The sequence below is a fragment of the Engelhardtia mirabilis genome (assembly GCF_007748095.1).
GTDB lineage: Bacteria > Planctomycetota > UBA1135 > UBA1135.
The window spans coordinates 1,135,733-1,151,551 of record NZ_CP036287.1 but is presented as its reverse complement, the minus strand read 5'-3'; the positions used below and the strand labels follow the sequence as shown (position 1 = coordinate 1,151,551).

Below are 15,819 nucleotides of genomic sequence, written 5' to 3'. Positions count from 1 at the left end.
CGATTCCAGGGGTCCCGGGGGCCGATTCCAGCTCAGCGACCCGCCTGGGCCCGGGATCGGTACCGGTCGTAGAGCTCGGTGTGCTTGCTCCGCAGGCTGATCCGCTCGCCGTCGACCCACATGGCCTCGACGCGGGTCGTCGGTTCGAGTAGGTCGCCGTCGGTCAGCACCAGATCGGCCAGCTTCCCCGGCGCGATGCTGCCCAGGTCCGCGCGTGCGCGCAGGATCTTGGCCGGGTTGTAGGTGATCGCCCGGACCGCTTCCTCGCGGGGCAACCCGAAGGCCGCCGCGAAGCCGGCGTGGAAGATCAGGTTGCGCGGGTTGTCGTCGTTGCCGGCGCCGATCGCGAAGGGCACGCCGGCGCGATGGAGCACCGCTGCGTTGGCATAGCAGGCGTCGTAGGGATCGTAGGACGAACTCGGAATCGACAGCACCGGGCCGAGCACCACGGGCAGGCCCGACGCCTGGATCGCGTCCACGACCTTCCAGGCCTCGCTGGCGCCGTAGAGCACCGCGTCCAGGCCCAAGGCGTCCGCTAGCCGCAGGCCGTTCAGAATCGTCTGGGCGTTGTCGGCGTGCAACGCCACGCGCCGCTCCCCGGCGGCGAAGGGGGCCAGGGCCTCGAGCCGCGGGTCGTAGGGCGGCGCCGGGAAGTCGCCCAGCTCCGCTTGCCGGCGCAGGTCCGCGTAGCGCCGCGCCTCTTCGAAGGTGTGGCGCAGGGCCTTGCTGCCCGCGCCCTCCTCGCGCTTGTCGTCCTCGTCCGCGTCGTTCGAGAGGGTCGGGACCTGGACGTGCAGCATGTCCCGGTCCTCGTAGAGCAGTTCCTCCCAGGTCGAGCCCTCCAGCCGGATCACCGCCGACTGGCCGGTGATCCCGCGGTAACCGCGCGGCACGCTCTGGGCGCGGGTGACCCCCCGCGTGCGGTTCACGTCCAGGTGCGCCGACTCCGGGTGGATCGAGGCCGCGACCCGCAGGTCGGGCTGGTCGCCGCCCATCTCGCGCGTGTCGTCAGTGGCGCGGATCGAGCTGATCTCGGTCAGGCCCAGGCTCGTGTCCAGGGCGATCACGCCGGGCCACAGGTGCTTGCCGGAGGCGTTGACGACCTCGGCACCGGAGGGGACGCGCAGGCCCGTGCCGACGCCGACGATGCGCCCGTCCTGGAACAGCACGGTGCCGTTCGAGATCGGGTCGCCGCTGACGGTATGGACGGTACCGCCGATGATCGCGGTGACCAGGCCGCCGTCGGGATCGACCGCCGCGTCGTCGTCGACCAGGTCGTCGTCGGGCGCGACGAAGGTGAGCGGCTCGGCGTCGAATCCGTAGGCGTCGCGGCGCTCGAACTCGACCTCGCCGTCGACCAGGGTCAACAGGACCTTGGAATAGACCGACAGGGGATCACCGTCGAGCAGCACCAGGTCGGCGTCCTTGCCGACCTCGATCGAGCCCACGCGGTCGCCCACGCCGAGTTGCTTGGCCGGGTTGAGGGTCACGAGCTGCAGCGCGCTCACCGGGTCCATGCCGGCGTAGCCCACGGACTTGGCCGCCTCGTGGTAGAGGTGCCGGATCAACTCGCCGCTGTCGGACTTGACCGACGAGAGCACGCCGGCCTCGTCGAGCAGCGCCGCGTTGCCGGGAATCGCGTCGTAGGCCTCGATCTTGTACGCCCACCAGTCGCTGAAGGTCGAGGTCCCTGCGCCGTGCTCGGCGATCTCCCGCGCGACCTTGTAGCCCTCGAGCACGTGGTGCAGGGTGCCGATGCGGAAGCCGAAGTGCTCGGCGGCGCGCAGCAGCATCAGGATCTCGTCCGCGCGGTAGCTGTGGGCGTGGACCACCAGGTCGCCGCGCAGCACCGCGACCAGGGCGTCGAGGCGCACGTCCTTGCGCGGCGGCGAGGGATCGCCCCCGGCGGCCACGGCGGCGTCGTAGGCGTCCCATTCGGTGGCGTACTCGCGCGCGCGCTCGAAGGCGCGGTAGTAGATCGCCTCCACGCCCATGCGGCTGCCGGGGAAGCGCTCACCCGGCGTGCCCCAGTTGGAGCGCTTGGGGTTCTCGCCCAGGGCGAACTTGATGCCCTTGGGCCCGGACTCGAAGCGCAGGTCGTCGGCGGTCTGGTTCTCCCTCCAGCGCAGCTTGAGCAGCTCCGCCTGGCCGCCGATGGCGTTGGCCGAGCCGTGCAGGATCTGCATCGCGGTGGTGCCGCCGGCCAGGGCGCGGTAGATCCCGAGGTCGTCGGGGCGCACGACGTCGGTCATGTCCACGTCGGCGGTGATCGAGACGGTGCCCTCGTTGACGCCGCCGGAGATGGCCAGGTGCGAGTGGGCGTCGACCACGCCGGGGGCGAGGTGGAGGCCCTTGCCGTCGATCACGCGCACGCCGGCGGGGGCGGCCATGGAGCCGACGGCGGTGATGTCGCCGCCGCGCACGAGCACGTCGGCCACGCGGGCGGGCGCGACGGCGCTGTGCACGGTGGCGCCGCGGATCAGCACGTCGCCGCCGGTGCGGAAGCTCGGCTCGCGCAGGGCCTGGGTCTCGAAGGCGTGGGTCGGGGCGGATTCGCCCGTGGTGATGTCCTCGAGGGTCGCGACCTCGACGAGCTCGGTGACTTCGTCCTCGTCGTCGAGGGGCGGCGCGAGGGGACGACCCTCCTGGGCCTGCACTTCTTCGACGACGAGCTCGTCTTCGACCTGGACGGGCACGGGGGCCTCGTCCTCCTCGGGGTCGAGGGGCGGGGCGATGGGACGCCCCTGTTGCTGGGCGAAGAGGACGGAGGCGAGGGCGATGGGCGCCAGGGCGGCGATGGAGTGGATTCGCATGGGAGTCGTGGTCGGTTGGTCGAGGAAAGCGGGAGGGGTCAGTCGCGCTCCTCGAGCGCCTCGTCGTTACGCCAGGCGTAACCGTCCACGAACAGCCACAGGACCTTGGCGTCCTTCTCCACCAGCGGGTTGGCGCTCCACAGGCACAGGGTCGCGTCGGCGCCGGCGGCGACGACTCCCAGGCGGCCCTCGGCGCCGAGCCACTTGGCCGGCACGGTGGTCAGGGCGTCCAGGGCGGTCTGTTGGGGCAGGCCGCGCTCGACCAGACCGCGCAGGTTCTTCAGGAGGCCCGCGGGACCTTCATCGCTGGTGCCGAGGGCGAACTCGACCCCGGCCTCGGCCAGGCGCAGGGCGCCGTCGCGGCGCTGTTCCCAGCGCACGCGGCGATCGAGGCTCACGGGGTAGGGCTCGGTGTAGACCCAGGCGTCGTCGTCGGCATCAGAATCGTCGGCCGCGTCGTCGCCAGCGGATGCTGGGTCGGAATCGTCGGTCTCGACCAGCTCCTCCACGGCAGCTTGATCGTCAGTCAACGTGGTCTCGATCGGTTCGGCCGCCTCGGGCTCCGGCGCTTCCTCCTCGGACACCGTGTCCTCTTTCGCGTCCTTCGGCCGCGGGTCGTCGGGCTCGTTGCCGAACTCCAAGGTCAGCACCAGAGGCCGCCCCGCGCCCTCGAAGACGTCCAGGGCCTCGTGGGCCTCGCGCCCGCCGACGATGCCGAAGGTGAAGCCCATCTCCGCCGCGCAGCGCGCGAAGCGCCGGATGTCCTGGGAGGACTGGGCCTCGCACATCAGGCGCCGATCGCCGCTCAAGAGCTCGCGCCCCGCCTCCAAATCGGCGTCGAAGGCCGGCCGCGGCCCCGGGCGCCCGGCGTCGTAGCGCTGGTTCAACTCCTGGTGCCAGCGCACGTCGAGGAAGAACTGGCGCAGGGCGCTGATGTAGCCCATCAGCGTGCTCGGGTAGCCGGACCCGCTGGCGCGGAAGGCCGAGTGGGCGAACACCTGCGCGCGGATGACTCGCTCGCGCAGGGCCGCGTCGCGCAGGCTGACCAGCACCGAGTGGCCCGACAGCAGTTGGCGCTCGGGCGATTGCAGCGCCGCGCCGAAGCCCGCCGCGCGGTAGGCCTCGAGGCGGTCGTCGTCGAGCTCGGCCACGTCGACCGCGTCGAAGCTCGGCTGGAAGCCCTTGCGGTTGGCGATCCGCATGTCGATGCGGACGTCGGCCTGGGCGTCGAGCGGGTGGTCGCGATCGATCACCGGCTCCGGCGTCTCGACCCCGACAGTGGTGTAGGCGTCGACGAAGGCCGGCAGGCAGATCAGCTCCGCCCCGTCGATGCGGCGCAGCCCAGCGGGCAGCTTGGCTCCGGCCGGCAGCACCGACTCGATGCGCCCGTCGCGCAGCACCACGGTCCCGCGCGGGGCGTCGTCGCCCAGGCCCAGGGCCACGTTCTCGATCGCGTGGGGCGTGGGCGGCACCCAGGCGCGCTGGGCGTGGCCGGGCCGGGCGAGGGTCACGCAGGCCACGAAGGCGGCGGCGAGCAGCAGGACGAATCGATCGCGCATGGGGGGTCTGGGGGTCGGTTGTCGGACCGCGCAGCGGGGGGGCGCGCGGAGGGACGGCGGGCACGCGCGGCGAAGAGTCGGCTCGGGGAGCGCAATCGCCAGCGCGGATTCCGGATGATAAGGCGGCCCTTTGGACCGCGCCCGGTCGTGGATCCCTCGTAGCCGCGCACCTGGCATTTCCATGAGCTCCGAATCCATGACGCCGGCGCCGGCCGAGGCCGAGCTGCGGGCCTGCCCCTGCTGCGGCCTGCCCCAGTGGGTCCCGCAGGTCGAGGCCCGGCTCGAAGCCCGCTGCCCCCGCTGCCGCACGCCCTTCGCCCCCGCCAGCGGGCGTTCGGCCCGTAACGCCTGGGCGGCGGCGGCGGCGGGCTCGGCGCTCTTGGTCTACCCCCTGGCCGTGGGCCTGCCGATCCTCGAGATCGAGCGCTTCGGCCACGCCAAGGCCTCGAGCGTCGGCGCCGGGGCGGTGGCCCTGTTGCACGAGGGCGCGTTCCTGGCCGGGGCGGCGGTGCTGGTGTGCTCGGTGGTGTTCCCCCTCTTGAAGTTGGCGGGGATCCTGGCCGTGACGGCGGCCCCCGAGCGCCTGACCAGCCACGCCCGCGCGCGCACCTGGCACTTCGTCGAGTTCGTGGGGCGTTGGGGGATGCTCGACGTGCTGCTGGTGGCGCTGCTCGTGGCGATGCTGAAGCTCGGCGACCTGGTCAAGGTGACGCCCGGGCCGGGCCTCGCCGCGTTCACGGTGCTCGTCGGACTGTCCCTGCTCGCCAGCGCCTGCTACGACCCCCACGCCCTTTGGAACTCCGCCCAGGGCGGCGATCGAGACCCATCCGCATGAGTGAGACGCACAACGCCACCCTGCCCACCGCCGTCGTCGGTCGCCGCCGTCGCGCGAGTTGGGCGCTCCTCTTGCCGTTGATCACTGCGGCGCTGGTCGGCTACCTCGGCTGGCAGGCTTGGAACGAGCGCGGCGTGACGATCGAGGTCGAGTTGGCCTTGGGTCACGGCGTGCAGGCCGGGGATCCGGTGCGTTATCGCGGGATCGACGTGGGGAGTGTGCGAGCGGTGCACCTGGCGCCAGGGCTCGATCGCGTGCGACTCGAGGTCTCGTTGGCGCCCCACGCGGCGGACCTGGCGCGCACGGGCACGGCGTTCTGGGTTGCGCGACCGCAGGTCGGTCCCGCGGGAGTCAGCGGCCTCGACACGCTCGTCGGCCCGCGCTATCTCGCGGTGCTGCCCGGCTCCCCCACCGCGCCGCACCAGGATCGCTTCGAAGGTTTGGACGCCCCGCCGATCGTCCCGCCCTTCGACGGCGGTTTGGAGGTGGTCCTGACCACACCGAGCCGAGGCGGCATCGCTGCCGGAGCGCCGGTCCTGTTCCGGCAGTTGCGCGTCGGCATGGTGACCCAGATTGCACTCACCAGCGATGGAAGCGCGGTGGAGCTGCGCCTGGTGATCGACCCGTACTTCGGCGAGTTGGTCCGCGCCCACACGCGCTTCTGGGAGACCGCGGGGATCGAACTCGAGGCCGACCTCCTGAACGGCCTCTCCTTCGAGTTCGACTCCCTGGAATCGATCCTCACCGGCGGCATCGCCCTCGCGACGCCCGACGACCACGGCAGCCGCGTCCGCAACGGCCACCGCTTCGAGCTCGAGACCACCGCGCCGAAGGGCTGGACCGACTGGCGCCCGGACTTGCCCTTGGGAGCCTCCCTGCTCCCCGCCGGGAGCCTGGTCCCCCGCGCCCGCCGCGCCGCCCTCGTCTGGCGCGAAGGCGGCCTCTTCGGCGGCAGCGACAAGTCCAAGCACGGCTGGCTCCTGCGCGTCGCCGGCGGCCTGTTGGGCCCCGCGGACCTGGTCCGCACCCCCGAAGACGCCCGCAGCGGATCGGCCCGCCTGGAAGTTGACGGCCGCTCGATCCCGCCGCTGCCCGAGGACGCCGAGCTGGGCCTGTTGGCCGAAGTCCCCGACGACGGCCCCGGCGCCGCCTGGCCCGACTCCCGCCTGCGGCGCCCCGAGGCCCCCGAGGACGCCCTGGTCTTCGGCGACCCCGCCAGCGGCCCCAGGGCCCTCTCCGCAGCCCGGTTCACCCCGAACGAAGACGGCACCTGGCACGTGGACCGCAGCCTGTCGATCCCCGGCGATTGGCACGGCGCGCCCGTCCTGGCCCGCGAAGACGGCGCCCTGATCGGGCTCCTGCTCGTCGGCAAGGACGGCGCGCGCGTGGCGTTGGTCGCGGCACCTTGACGGGACATCCACTTCCGGCTGCTGCTGGCAGGCGATGACCCTTCCGACCAAGCGCGCCCGCGTCGAAGGCCTGCTCCGCGAAGGCTCCGGCGCCACGAACCAGCGCTGCGCAGACTGTGGCGGAGACCTGAGCTAGAACTACGTGGCGAGCTACATCCTCCGCGACGATGTGCGCCTAGCCGCGCCGGCAGCCTGCACCGCCTGCCGTCAGCGGGTGGTCTCACCGATGTCGCGGTGGTCCCGGCTCGGGCGCCTGTGCATCACACAGTGGACGATCCTTTCCTCGCGAGACACGGCTGAGAGCGATCTCGAGTGCGGACCGGACCGACCGTAAACGGCGCACTGAGCCAGCCCCCCCCCGCACGGTCCAGGTCAGCTGCCAGGCCGGCAACAAGTAACTCATGGACCCGAGTAAGAACGCTGCGTCCGCCGCCGTCGACGCCTGGTCTCGGGACGCTCACGCGAGGCCGAGTGCGAGATCTTGGCTCGCTGCAGGCTCGATCCAGCCTACGACTCTTTCGACTGACTGGCGCGCGCACCCACCCGTCAGCGCGCACCCAAGTTCCGGCAGGCCTCCAAGGTTCTACGGCTGCCTCACCCGCACATTTGACCGCGGCGGGACGCACATTCTCGATGGGGCGCTCAAGAGCTGCATCGACAACCCTCGACACCTGGGATGCCCCACACGCCCAGCCCAAGTCGCCCGAACGCAGCGGCCTTCTCGCAGATTGCAAAGCGGGTCATCGGCCGGTAATCTCGCCATCAACAAAAGAGCCCAATGCATCTACACAGCTATCGACTACGGAATTTCCGGCGGCTTCGAGACGTCCACGTCGAGCTTGCACACGACATATCCATCTTTGTAGGGGCCAACAACAGCGGAAAAACATCAGCAACACAAGCGATTCAGACTTTCCTCTCGGGCGGCAAAGTTCAATTTTCGCTCTATGACTTTAGCTCGCATGTCTGGCCGCTGATGGATAAGATCGGCGAGGGAGAGGGCGAGTTCGTCGAGACCGACCTCCCCACCATCTCGGTCGACCTCTGGTTCGAGGTAAAGGAAGAAGACCTATATCTCGTCATCCCGATTCTCCCATCGACCGATTGGAGCGGAACACTCGTTGGAGTCCGCGCAGAGCTCGCACCAAAGAACGCCGCCGAACTGATTCAGCGCTACCGATCTGCTCGTGATGATGGCCGAGCGAAGGCAGACGCACTCGCCGACGGACCGGGCGAATACCTGCCGTGGCCGAAATCCCTGTCGGCCTACCTGCTCAGAGAGTTGCAACGCGAGTATGAGTTACGCTACTTCGTACTGGACCACGCACAGTTTGACGAGAAGTTTCAGGCGCTAGAAGGATATCAGCCGTCGCCGCTAGGCAACGACCCCAGCGGTGCCTCAGTGCTAAGATCGCTCATTAAGGTCGACTCCCTTAATGCGCAGCGACACCTCGCGGACCCGTCTACGATGCCCGGCGGCAACAGCCGATCTGAAGACCTGTCGAAGCGTCTAAGCCGCTTCTACCAGCGCAATCTCGATCAGCGCCAGGACGACCATCAGGCGCTCAAGGCGCTGTTCGAGTCTGAGGCGCGCCTCAACGAGCACCTCGCAGAAGTCTTTGGGGACACGCTGGAGCGATTGAGGCGCCTAGGCTACCCCGGCCTCAATAACCCACGGCTCGAAATCAAATCAGCCCTGAATCCTGCATCCATCATGACGCAGGACGCACGAGTCCACTATGTCGTGGGCGATGGAATGCAGGCGCTGAGGCTACCCGACACCTACAACGGACTGGGCTTCAAGAACCTTATCTACATGGTGGTCGAAGTGCTCGACCTTCAAGAGCGGTGGAAGGCCGAAGAGGAGCACCGCGCCCCACTCCATCTCATATTCATCGAGGAACCCGAGGCCCACCTTCACGCGCAACTCCAGCAAGTGTTCATTCGCAACATCCTTGACCTTCTTGCCATACAGGGCGAAGTCGGAGGATCATTCGCTAGCCAGACAATCATTACGACGCATTCCCCGCACATTCTATACGAGCGCGGCTTTCAACCGATTCGCTACTTCCGCCGCGAACCGCTTTGCAATGACCAGGTCACCAACGTGCTCAACCTCTCGGCGTTCTATGCGCAGGAGAGTGAGCATCGTGATTTCCTGCAGCGGTACCTAAAGATCACTCATTGCGATTTGTTCTTCTCGGATGCCGCGGTGCTCGTGGAGGGCAATGTCGAGCGATTGCTGCTCCCAATCATGATTTCGAAAGCGGCGACTTCGTTGCGGTCTTCCTGCATATGCATTCTGGAGGTTGGCGGGGCCTTCGGTCACAAGTTCAAATCGCTGATTGAGTTCCTCGGGATCGTCACACTGATCATCACCGACGTGGACAGCGTCACCCTTTTGCCTGCAGACCATGACGGAGATGATGACGACGATGACGAGCTTGAGCTCGACGTCGACGCCCCAGAAGCGAGAGTCGTTGGTGAACTCGATGAGCCGGTGACTAACGATCCCGCACAAGCAGCCAACCCTGCGGCCTCTCGCCGTTACGGAAAGAAGTGCCTGCCGGGTGAACCCGAGGCAGTCACCTCCAACCAGACCCTCATAAAGTGGCTCCCGGCAAAACGATCGATCGACGATCTATTTGCGGTAACGGAGCAGGAAATGGAGACATCGCGAGACTGTGCGACCCGCGTCCGGGTTGCGTACCAGAAGCCCGCGCCGGTCGCGTGGAATGGTCGCAACGCAGAATTGGCCGGGCGGACTTTGGAAGAAGCGTTCGGTCTCGAGAACGCAGTCTGGTGCCAAAGGCAAGAGCAAAAGGGCCTGGGGCTGCGCTTACGCAGAGCGCCGGCGAGTCCTGAGACGCTGGCGGAGGGACTTCACAAACGGGTCAGCGGGGACAAGTTTGACAAGACGAGGTTCGCCCTTGGAGTGCTTTCGGCTCGACCGGAAGACTGGCAGGTTCCGGCGTATATTCGCGACGGCCTCATTTGGCTCAAAGATGAGATCGATCTCGAAGTAGAGGCCGAGATGGATGGAGCCTCGACCGGTGAGTAGACGCGCGCAACAGCCCGAGACGCAGGCCGACATTGACGTCCGTCACTGCCTGGAAGCGGATCCCCCGACCAGCTTCAACATGGTCGCCGGAGCGGGATCGGGCAAGACCACATCGCTGATTAAAGGCCTTGCATCCATCCTCGCCATCCACGGCGAGCGTTTGCGCCTGCAAAGACAGCGAGTCGCCTGCATAACATATACCGAGATAGCCGCCAGGGAGATCTGGTCTGAGGTTTGGAATAGCCCGCTCATTCACGTTTCCACGATCCATAGCTTTCTTTGGTCGATCACGCGCGGATTCCAGCAAGACATCGCCGCTTGGGTCTCGCGCAGGGTCGACGAGCGGATCGAGGAGTTACAGCAGAACGCTGCAAACTTCGGCCCTCGCGTTCAGCCGAGAACGCGAGTCAAGAATGCCCGTGACATCCTGCGCTTCGAGCAGCAGCGCGAGGCGGTCGCCAAGCCTTCCCCCTTCACTTATGGAATCGGAAGCGACTACGCCAAAGGCATCCTCGGTCATGACGACATTATCCGAATGGCCTCGCAGCTGTTGATCGATCGCCGCCTCTTCCGCACGCTCGTCGCGCAGCAGTATCCGTTCATTTTCGTGGACGAGAGCCAAGACACCTTCCCTGTCATCGTCGAGGCGTTGATTGCGATCCAGCAGCAGGAGCGCAACCGCCTTTGCCTCGGGTTCTTCGGCGACCCTATGCAGCGCATTTACCCCACAGGCATTGGCACGGTTCCCGAACAGAGCGGTTGGCGTGTTATCCAAAAAACGGAAAACTTCCGTTCGCCGACCGCTGTATTAAATCTTGCGAACGCCATTCGGCGAGGCGGCGACGGTCTTGTCCAGGTTGGCGGTCGGAAGAGAAAGGTAGGCGAAGTAGAAGTGCCTCTTGTTGGCACGGCGCGGCTCTTCGTGCTGTCGACTGACTCCCATCGCAACGAACGCGTGGCGCAAGTTCGGGAATGGGTAGCCAACAAGAACAACGACGAGAAGTGGCGTCCCGCCCCCAACAACGACCAGATCAAGATGCTGGTAATCGTGCATCGGATGGCGGCAGGACGATTAGGTTTCGGTGACCTCTACGCGGCGCTTAACGACGGGGCGCCGGACAAATTCAAGAATGGTTTTTTGGATGCGTCGGCCTGGCCGCTGCAACCGCTGGTTTCACTTCTCTTACCGCTTGCCGAGGCTGTCCGCGACAGACGAAGCTTCGATACTATGCGACTGCTTGGCCTTCATTCCCCACTCCTCAAAAAAGCCAACCTACAAGGAGTCAATGTCGCCGAACGCCTCAATCAACTTCAGAGCGCGAGCAATGAGATCGGGAGGGCCATGGCGCCAGAATCGCAGGCGACCATCCGCGATGTGTTGATGCTAGCCAAGGAAGGCCATTTGATAACACTTGACCTCAGGCTGCTTGCGTATCTTGAGGATGCTGCGGCGGACGAGCCCGATGTCGAGGAGAACAACGACGAAGGTGGAATTGAGGAAGAGATCTCAAAGGAGATCGCTTCGATGGCTGCATTCTTGGCGTGCCCGGCCGCCCAACTCCGGCCCTATCTAGCTTACGTCAACGACGAATCGCCTTTCTCTACCCAGCAGGGCGTGAAGGGCGCTGAGTTTGATCGCGTGCTTGCTGTACTTGACGACGACGAAGGCACGCACTTTCAGTTCTCCTACGAGAAGTACCTTGGACTGAAGGAGATATCCATCCGCGACAGAAAGTCGATGGAGGAAGGCCTTGAAACCAGCGTCGACCGAACGAGGCGGCTCTTCTACGTCTGCTGCACACGCGCTCGGCAAGACTTGGTGGTTATCCTCTTCGTGTCCGATCCCGAAGCGGCAATAACGCATGTTCGCGGGCTCGGCCTTCTCCCAGATGCGGACATTCTAGGGCAGGACGCGCTCGCGTAGATATCGACGGAGCTTGATCGGCATCTTCCGCTCGCAAGATTCCCGACTTGGCTCTCGCAAGTACGGACAGCGAGCAGACTGCAAACGCGAATGTCTAACTGCCACGCTCCCCAATTTCGCCGACGGAAGCCTGAACGTCGACTTCGAGAACCGGCTTCACTCGCGGGAAGTCCCCAATCCTCCAGGCATCCTCGGCATAGCTGATCCAGGCGCTCAGCCGGCTCCGAAGACCCAACCACATCTTGCTGACTAGGCTACTTCCCCGTTGAGCCCTGGACGCGCCTCAACCAAGCTTGCACGACCTGCCACTTGTCTTCCCTAGCCCTAAACTCCAACAACTTTGGCCTCTCTGTTTCCAGGTGGAAGTAGAAGCGCTGCATGTTTTGGTAGTAGCTTGCGCCTGCATCTTTGCTCCAGTTGCCCCAAAGGAGAAGTATTTGGGCGCGGCATTCTTCCTGTGTAACCATAGACCTCACTCCATCTAGCTCGAAGCCGCTACGGCCCTGAGAGTGCACTGGACTCGTCGTAGCCTTACGAATAGAAATTGGTCGCCAACTCACGCTCTTGCCCTCCAGGCGATGCCTGGTGAGATGAGCGCAGTCCCTAAAGAAAATAGCCCGACGTCAGATGAGGACGGCACGCTTGGCGATCGCGCTAAGAGCCACGTCTTCGACACCTCGCAACGGGAGACGATAATCGGCAGTTGTAGCTGTGTGGGGTATAGCATCAAGACTGCGGACCGGGCAAGGAGACGGGTTAAACGTGTCGTCCGTCAGCGACCCTGAGTCTCCGCGGAGTGACTCGTCACGCCGGCTTCTGCTCTTTGGCTGAAGCTCGACGGCGTCCAGACTCCGCCTCATTCGAGGCTTGGAGGCTACGCCAACAGTCGCTCAAGGTCGTCGCGGCTGAGGTCGGCGACCGAACCACCCGCCGCGTCGAGGACGGCGCCTACCAGGGCGCGCTTCTCCTCTTGGAGCTCGAGCACGCGCTCCTCGACCGTGCCGTGGGTGATCAGGCGGTAGGCGACGACCTTCTCGGTGCGGCCGATGCGGTGGGCGCGGTCGATGGCTTGAGCTTCGGCGGCCGGGTTCCACCAGGGGTCGAGGAGGAAGACGTAGTCGGCGGCGGTCAGGTTGAGGCCGGTGCCGCCGGCTTTGAGGCTGACCAGGAAGAGTTGGGAGGTGGGCTCGTTCTGGAAGCGTTCGACCGGGGTCTTGCGATCGCGGGTGGAGCCGTCGAGGTACTCGTACTGGATCTTGCGCGCGTCTAGGGAGCGCCGCACGAGGGCCAGGAACGAGGTGAACTGCGAGAAGACCAGGGCCTTGGAGCCGGACTCGACGATCTCCTCGAGCATCGAGATCAGGCGATCCAACTTCGCGGACGGCTCGTCGGCGCGTGAGTCGTCGATCAGGGCGCGGTGGCACGCCGCTTGGCGCAATCGCAACAGCGCCTCGAGCACTTGGATCGAGTGCTTGCCGACCTTGCCGTCGCCGCCGACCTTGGGCAGCAGGGCCGAGCGGTAGTGTTCGCGCAGCTCGTCGTACTCGCGGCGCTCGTCGGCGTCGAACTCGACCATGACGGTCTGCTCGGTCTTCTCGGGCAGGTCCTTGAGGACCTGGGCCTTGGTGCGGCGCAACACGAACGGGCGCACCGCGCGGGCGAGCAGCTCGAGGTCCTCGGCTTGGCGCTGGGCGGCGACCTCTTCGGGGCTGAGCTTGGGCTCGGCGGCCAGCTCCGCCGCCAGCTCCGCCGCCAGCTCGTCGGACAGTTCATCCGCCTCTCCCTGTTCCGCGGGCAGCGTCGGCTTGGCGGCCAGGGGCTGGCGCGCGAGGCGGCGGAAGGCGGTGGACCGACCGAGCAACCCCGGGTTCAGGAACTCGAACAGGGACCACAGCTCACCCAGGTGGTTCTCGATCGGCGTGCCGGACAGGGCGAAGCGCGCCCGTGAGCGCAACAGGCGCGAGGCCTTCGCCACCTGACTGGCGGCGTTCTTGATCGCTTGCGCCTCGTCCAGGATCACCACGTCGAACTGCAGCTCCGACAGGATCGGCGCGTCGCGGCGCAAGAGCGCGTAGGACGTCACCACCAGGTCGTAGCCGTCGAAGGTCTCGACCAGCCCCGCGCGGTTCGGGCCGGCGTAGGCCAGGCACTCGAGGTTCGGCGCGAAGCGGTGGGCCTCGTCCATCCAGTTGAACAGCAGCGAACTGGGTGCGACCACGATCGACGGCACGCGCGGCTTGCCGGCGGCCTCGCGCTGGGCACGGCGCTCTTCGAGGAACGCCAGGACCTGCACGGTCTTGCCCAGACCCATGTCGTCGGCCAGGCAACCGCCGAGGCCGAGCTTGGAAAGGTAGTCGAGCCAACCCAGGCCCTCGCGCTGGTAGGGGCGCAGCTCGCCCTTGAAGCCCGCGGGCTCCTGCACGGCCGTCGGCGACTCGGCGGTGCGCAGGCGCTCGCGCAGCTCGAGGAAGCCGCGGTCCACCTGGACCTCCTCGCGACCCTCGAGCAGTGCGTCGAGCAGCGCGCCCTGGCCGTGGCCGAAGCGCAGGTTGCCGTCCTCGGTCTCGGCCGCCAGGTGCAAGAGGCCCTGGCCCACGAGCCAGTCCTCGGGCAACAGGCCCAGGGAGCCGTCGTCGAGGGTCACGGTCGGGCGCTGCTCCTCGAGGGCCCGCAGCAGCGCGGGCAGGGTCGCGGTCGCCTCGCCGCCGAAGGCCACGGCGCCCTCCAGGTCGAACCAGTCGACGCCGGTGCGCACGCGCAGGTCCGTGCGGGTGTGCAGGCGCCAGCGCCGCCCCTCCGCCTCCACCGCCCAGCCGGAGCCGAGCAGGGTGCGCGCCACCTGGGGCAGGTCGGTCACGGACACGGCCCCGCGGCCGGTGATCGGGTTGGGGGACACGCCGCCGGCCTCGACGAAGGCGCGCACGGCGGCGCGCTCGGCCTCGGGGTCGCGGGGGGCGATCCACTCGCCGGTGCGCTCGGCGACGACGGTGGCGGGGTCGAACAGGTCCACGGCGCGGTCGCCGTAGCGGAACATCAGCGCGCAGGCCAGGTGGCGCGCGCCCGCGGCCTCGCGACCGCTGGCCTCGACCTTGAGCAGGGGCACGGGCACGACGACGCGGCTCTCGACCGCGTCGGCGACGGCCTCGGGCGCCACGGCGGCCAGAGCCGCCAGCCAGTCGCCGGCGGCGGCGGCGGGGACGTCGATCTCGCCGCCGTGGGCCAGCTCGGCGACCCAGGGCCAGGTGCTCGGGGGTTCGAGGCGCGCCAGGCGCTCGTCGGTCAGCCAGAAGCCGCCGGGCAGGGCCGCGCGCACGGAGGCCAGGAGGACGCGCTGGCCCCCGCGCTCCAGGTGCCCGTCGACGATGGCCGCGCCGGCGGTTCCGCGGCGGTAGGACAGCTCGACCTTCCAGGGCTCGCCCTCGTCGAGCGCCAGCATCGGTGCCTCCGGATCGCCGCCCCGCCAGCGACAGCGGCCGGTGGCCACGATCCGCGGCAAGAGGACCGGGCTCAGCTCCGGCCCCAGGGGGAACGACGCCACGCGCCCCGCGCCGCCGTCCGCGCTGGTCACGGCGCCGCGCAGAAGGGCCTGGATGCGGCGGTCCTCGAGGTCGCCGAGGGGACCCTCGTCGAGGGTCGCGACCCGCAGGCGCACGCGACCCAGGGTCCGCACGGTGACCTCGACCACCGGGCGCGGCACCGAGCCGCCCAGGTCCACGTCGAGGCGGTAGATGATCTCCGTGTCGCCCAGAACGTCGAGGCGCGGGGGCGAGCCGGCCTCGATCAGGCGCCGCAGCCGGGCGTCGGGGTTGCCGCCCCCCACCGCCGCGTCCGTGGCCAGGTCGGCCTCTTGGTCGAGGGCCAGGGCCAGGGCGTAGACGTGCTCGCAGGGCATCTCGCGCCGGCCGGCCGGGCAGGAGCAGGCCAGGTCGTAGCGCACGCCGCGGCCGATGGCGCGCCGCTCGAGGCTCGCGATGTGCCCGGAATCGCCGCCCACGCGGGCCGCGACCTGGTTGTTCTCGCGGTGCTCGATCTCCACCTCGCCGCGCGCGAACAGGGCCGAGCCCCGGTCGCGGGTGCCGACGTTGAAGCGCGCTTCGAGACCGGTGGCGACGCCCCGCCAGGATTGGGGGCGTGCCTCGGGCCCGCTCGGATCGCCTCCATTGCCATTCACAGGGGCTATCTGAACCGGCGCGGCCTGGCCGAACAAGGACACGGGCG

Annotated in this window: 7 protein-coding genes; 4 read left to right on the top strand and 3 right to left on the bottom strand. The window is 67.7% G+C overall.

What is annotated here, in order from left to right; all coding sequences use genetic code 11:
• Positions 1–32 precede the first annotated feature (32 nt).
• Both Pla133_RS04270 and Pla133_RS04265 read right to left on the bottom strand, forming a co-directional pair.
• Positions 33–2,813: an amidohydrolase family protein gene (locus Pla133_RS04270; RefSeq protein ID WP_145062804.1), complete on the bottom strand. Its 2,781-nt coding sequence runs from the start codon at positions 2,811–2,813 to the stop codon at positions 33–35.
• Positions 2,814–2,851: 38 nt separating this feature from the next.
• Entirely contained in the window at positions 2,852–4,372 is a 1,521-nt protein-coding gene (locus Pla133_RS04265; protein WP_145062801.1) for an amidohydrolase family protein, read from the bottom strand.
• Between the two features lie 181 nt (positions 4,373–4,553).
• Here Pla133_RS04265 and Pla133_RS04260 point away from each other — a divergent pair, with 181 nt between their 5' ends.
• The 4 genes from Pla133_RS04260 to Pla133_RS04245 all read left to right on the top strand — a co-directional run bounded on the left by Pla133_RS04260 (position 4,554) and on the right by Pla133_RS04245 (position 11,601).
• Complete coding sequence (locus tag Pla133_RS04260) at positions 4,554–5,207, top strand: paraquat-inducible protein A (protein ID WP_145062798.1); 654 nt, start codon at positions 4,554–4,556, stop codon at positions 5,205–5,207.
• A complete protein-coding gene (locus Pla133_RS04255) occupies positions 5,204–6,616 on the top strand; it encodes an MlaD family protein (RefSeq protein ID WP_145062797.1) in 1,413 nt (470 codons plus the stop codon). The genes Pla133_RS04260 and Pla133_RS04255 overlap by 4 nt, the downstream gene beginning before the upstream one ends.
• A 778-nt stretch (positions 6,617–7,394) precedes the next feature.
• Entirely contained in the window at positions 7,395–9,677 is a 2,283-nt protein-coding gene (locus tag Pla133_RS04250; protein WP_145062795.1) for an ATP-dependent nuclease, read from the top strand.
• Complete coding sequence (locus Pla133_RS04245) at positions 9,670–11,601, top strand: UvrD-helicase domain-containing protein (RefSeq protein ID WP_419192114.1); 1,932 nt, start codon at positions 9,670–9,672, stop codon at positions 11,599–11,601. Before Pla133_RS04250 ends, Pla133_RS04245 begins: the two co-directional genes overlap by 8 nt.
• Before the next feature lie 874 nt (positions 11,602–12,475).
• On the opposite strand, the gene Pla133_RS04240 is transcribed toward Pla133_RS04245, so the two are convergent.
• The gene (locus Pla133_RS04240; protein WP_145062792.1) at positions 12,476–15,814 is read right to left on the bottom strand and encodes a DEAD/DEAH box helicase; all 3,339 of its coding nucleotides are present in this window, start codon (positions 15,812–15,814) and stop codon (positions 12,476–12,478) included.
• Between the last annotated feature and the right edge of the window lie 5 nt (positions 15,815–15,819).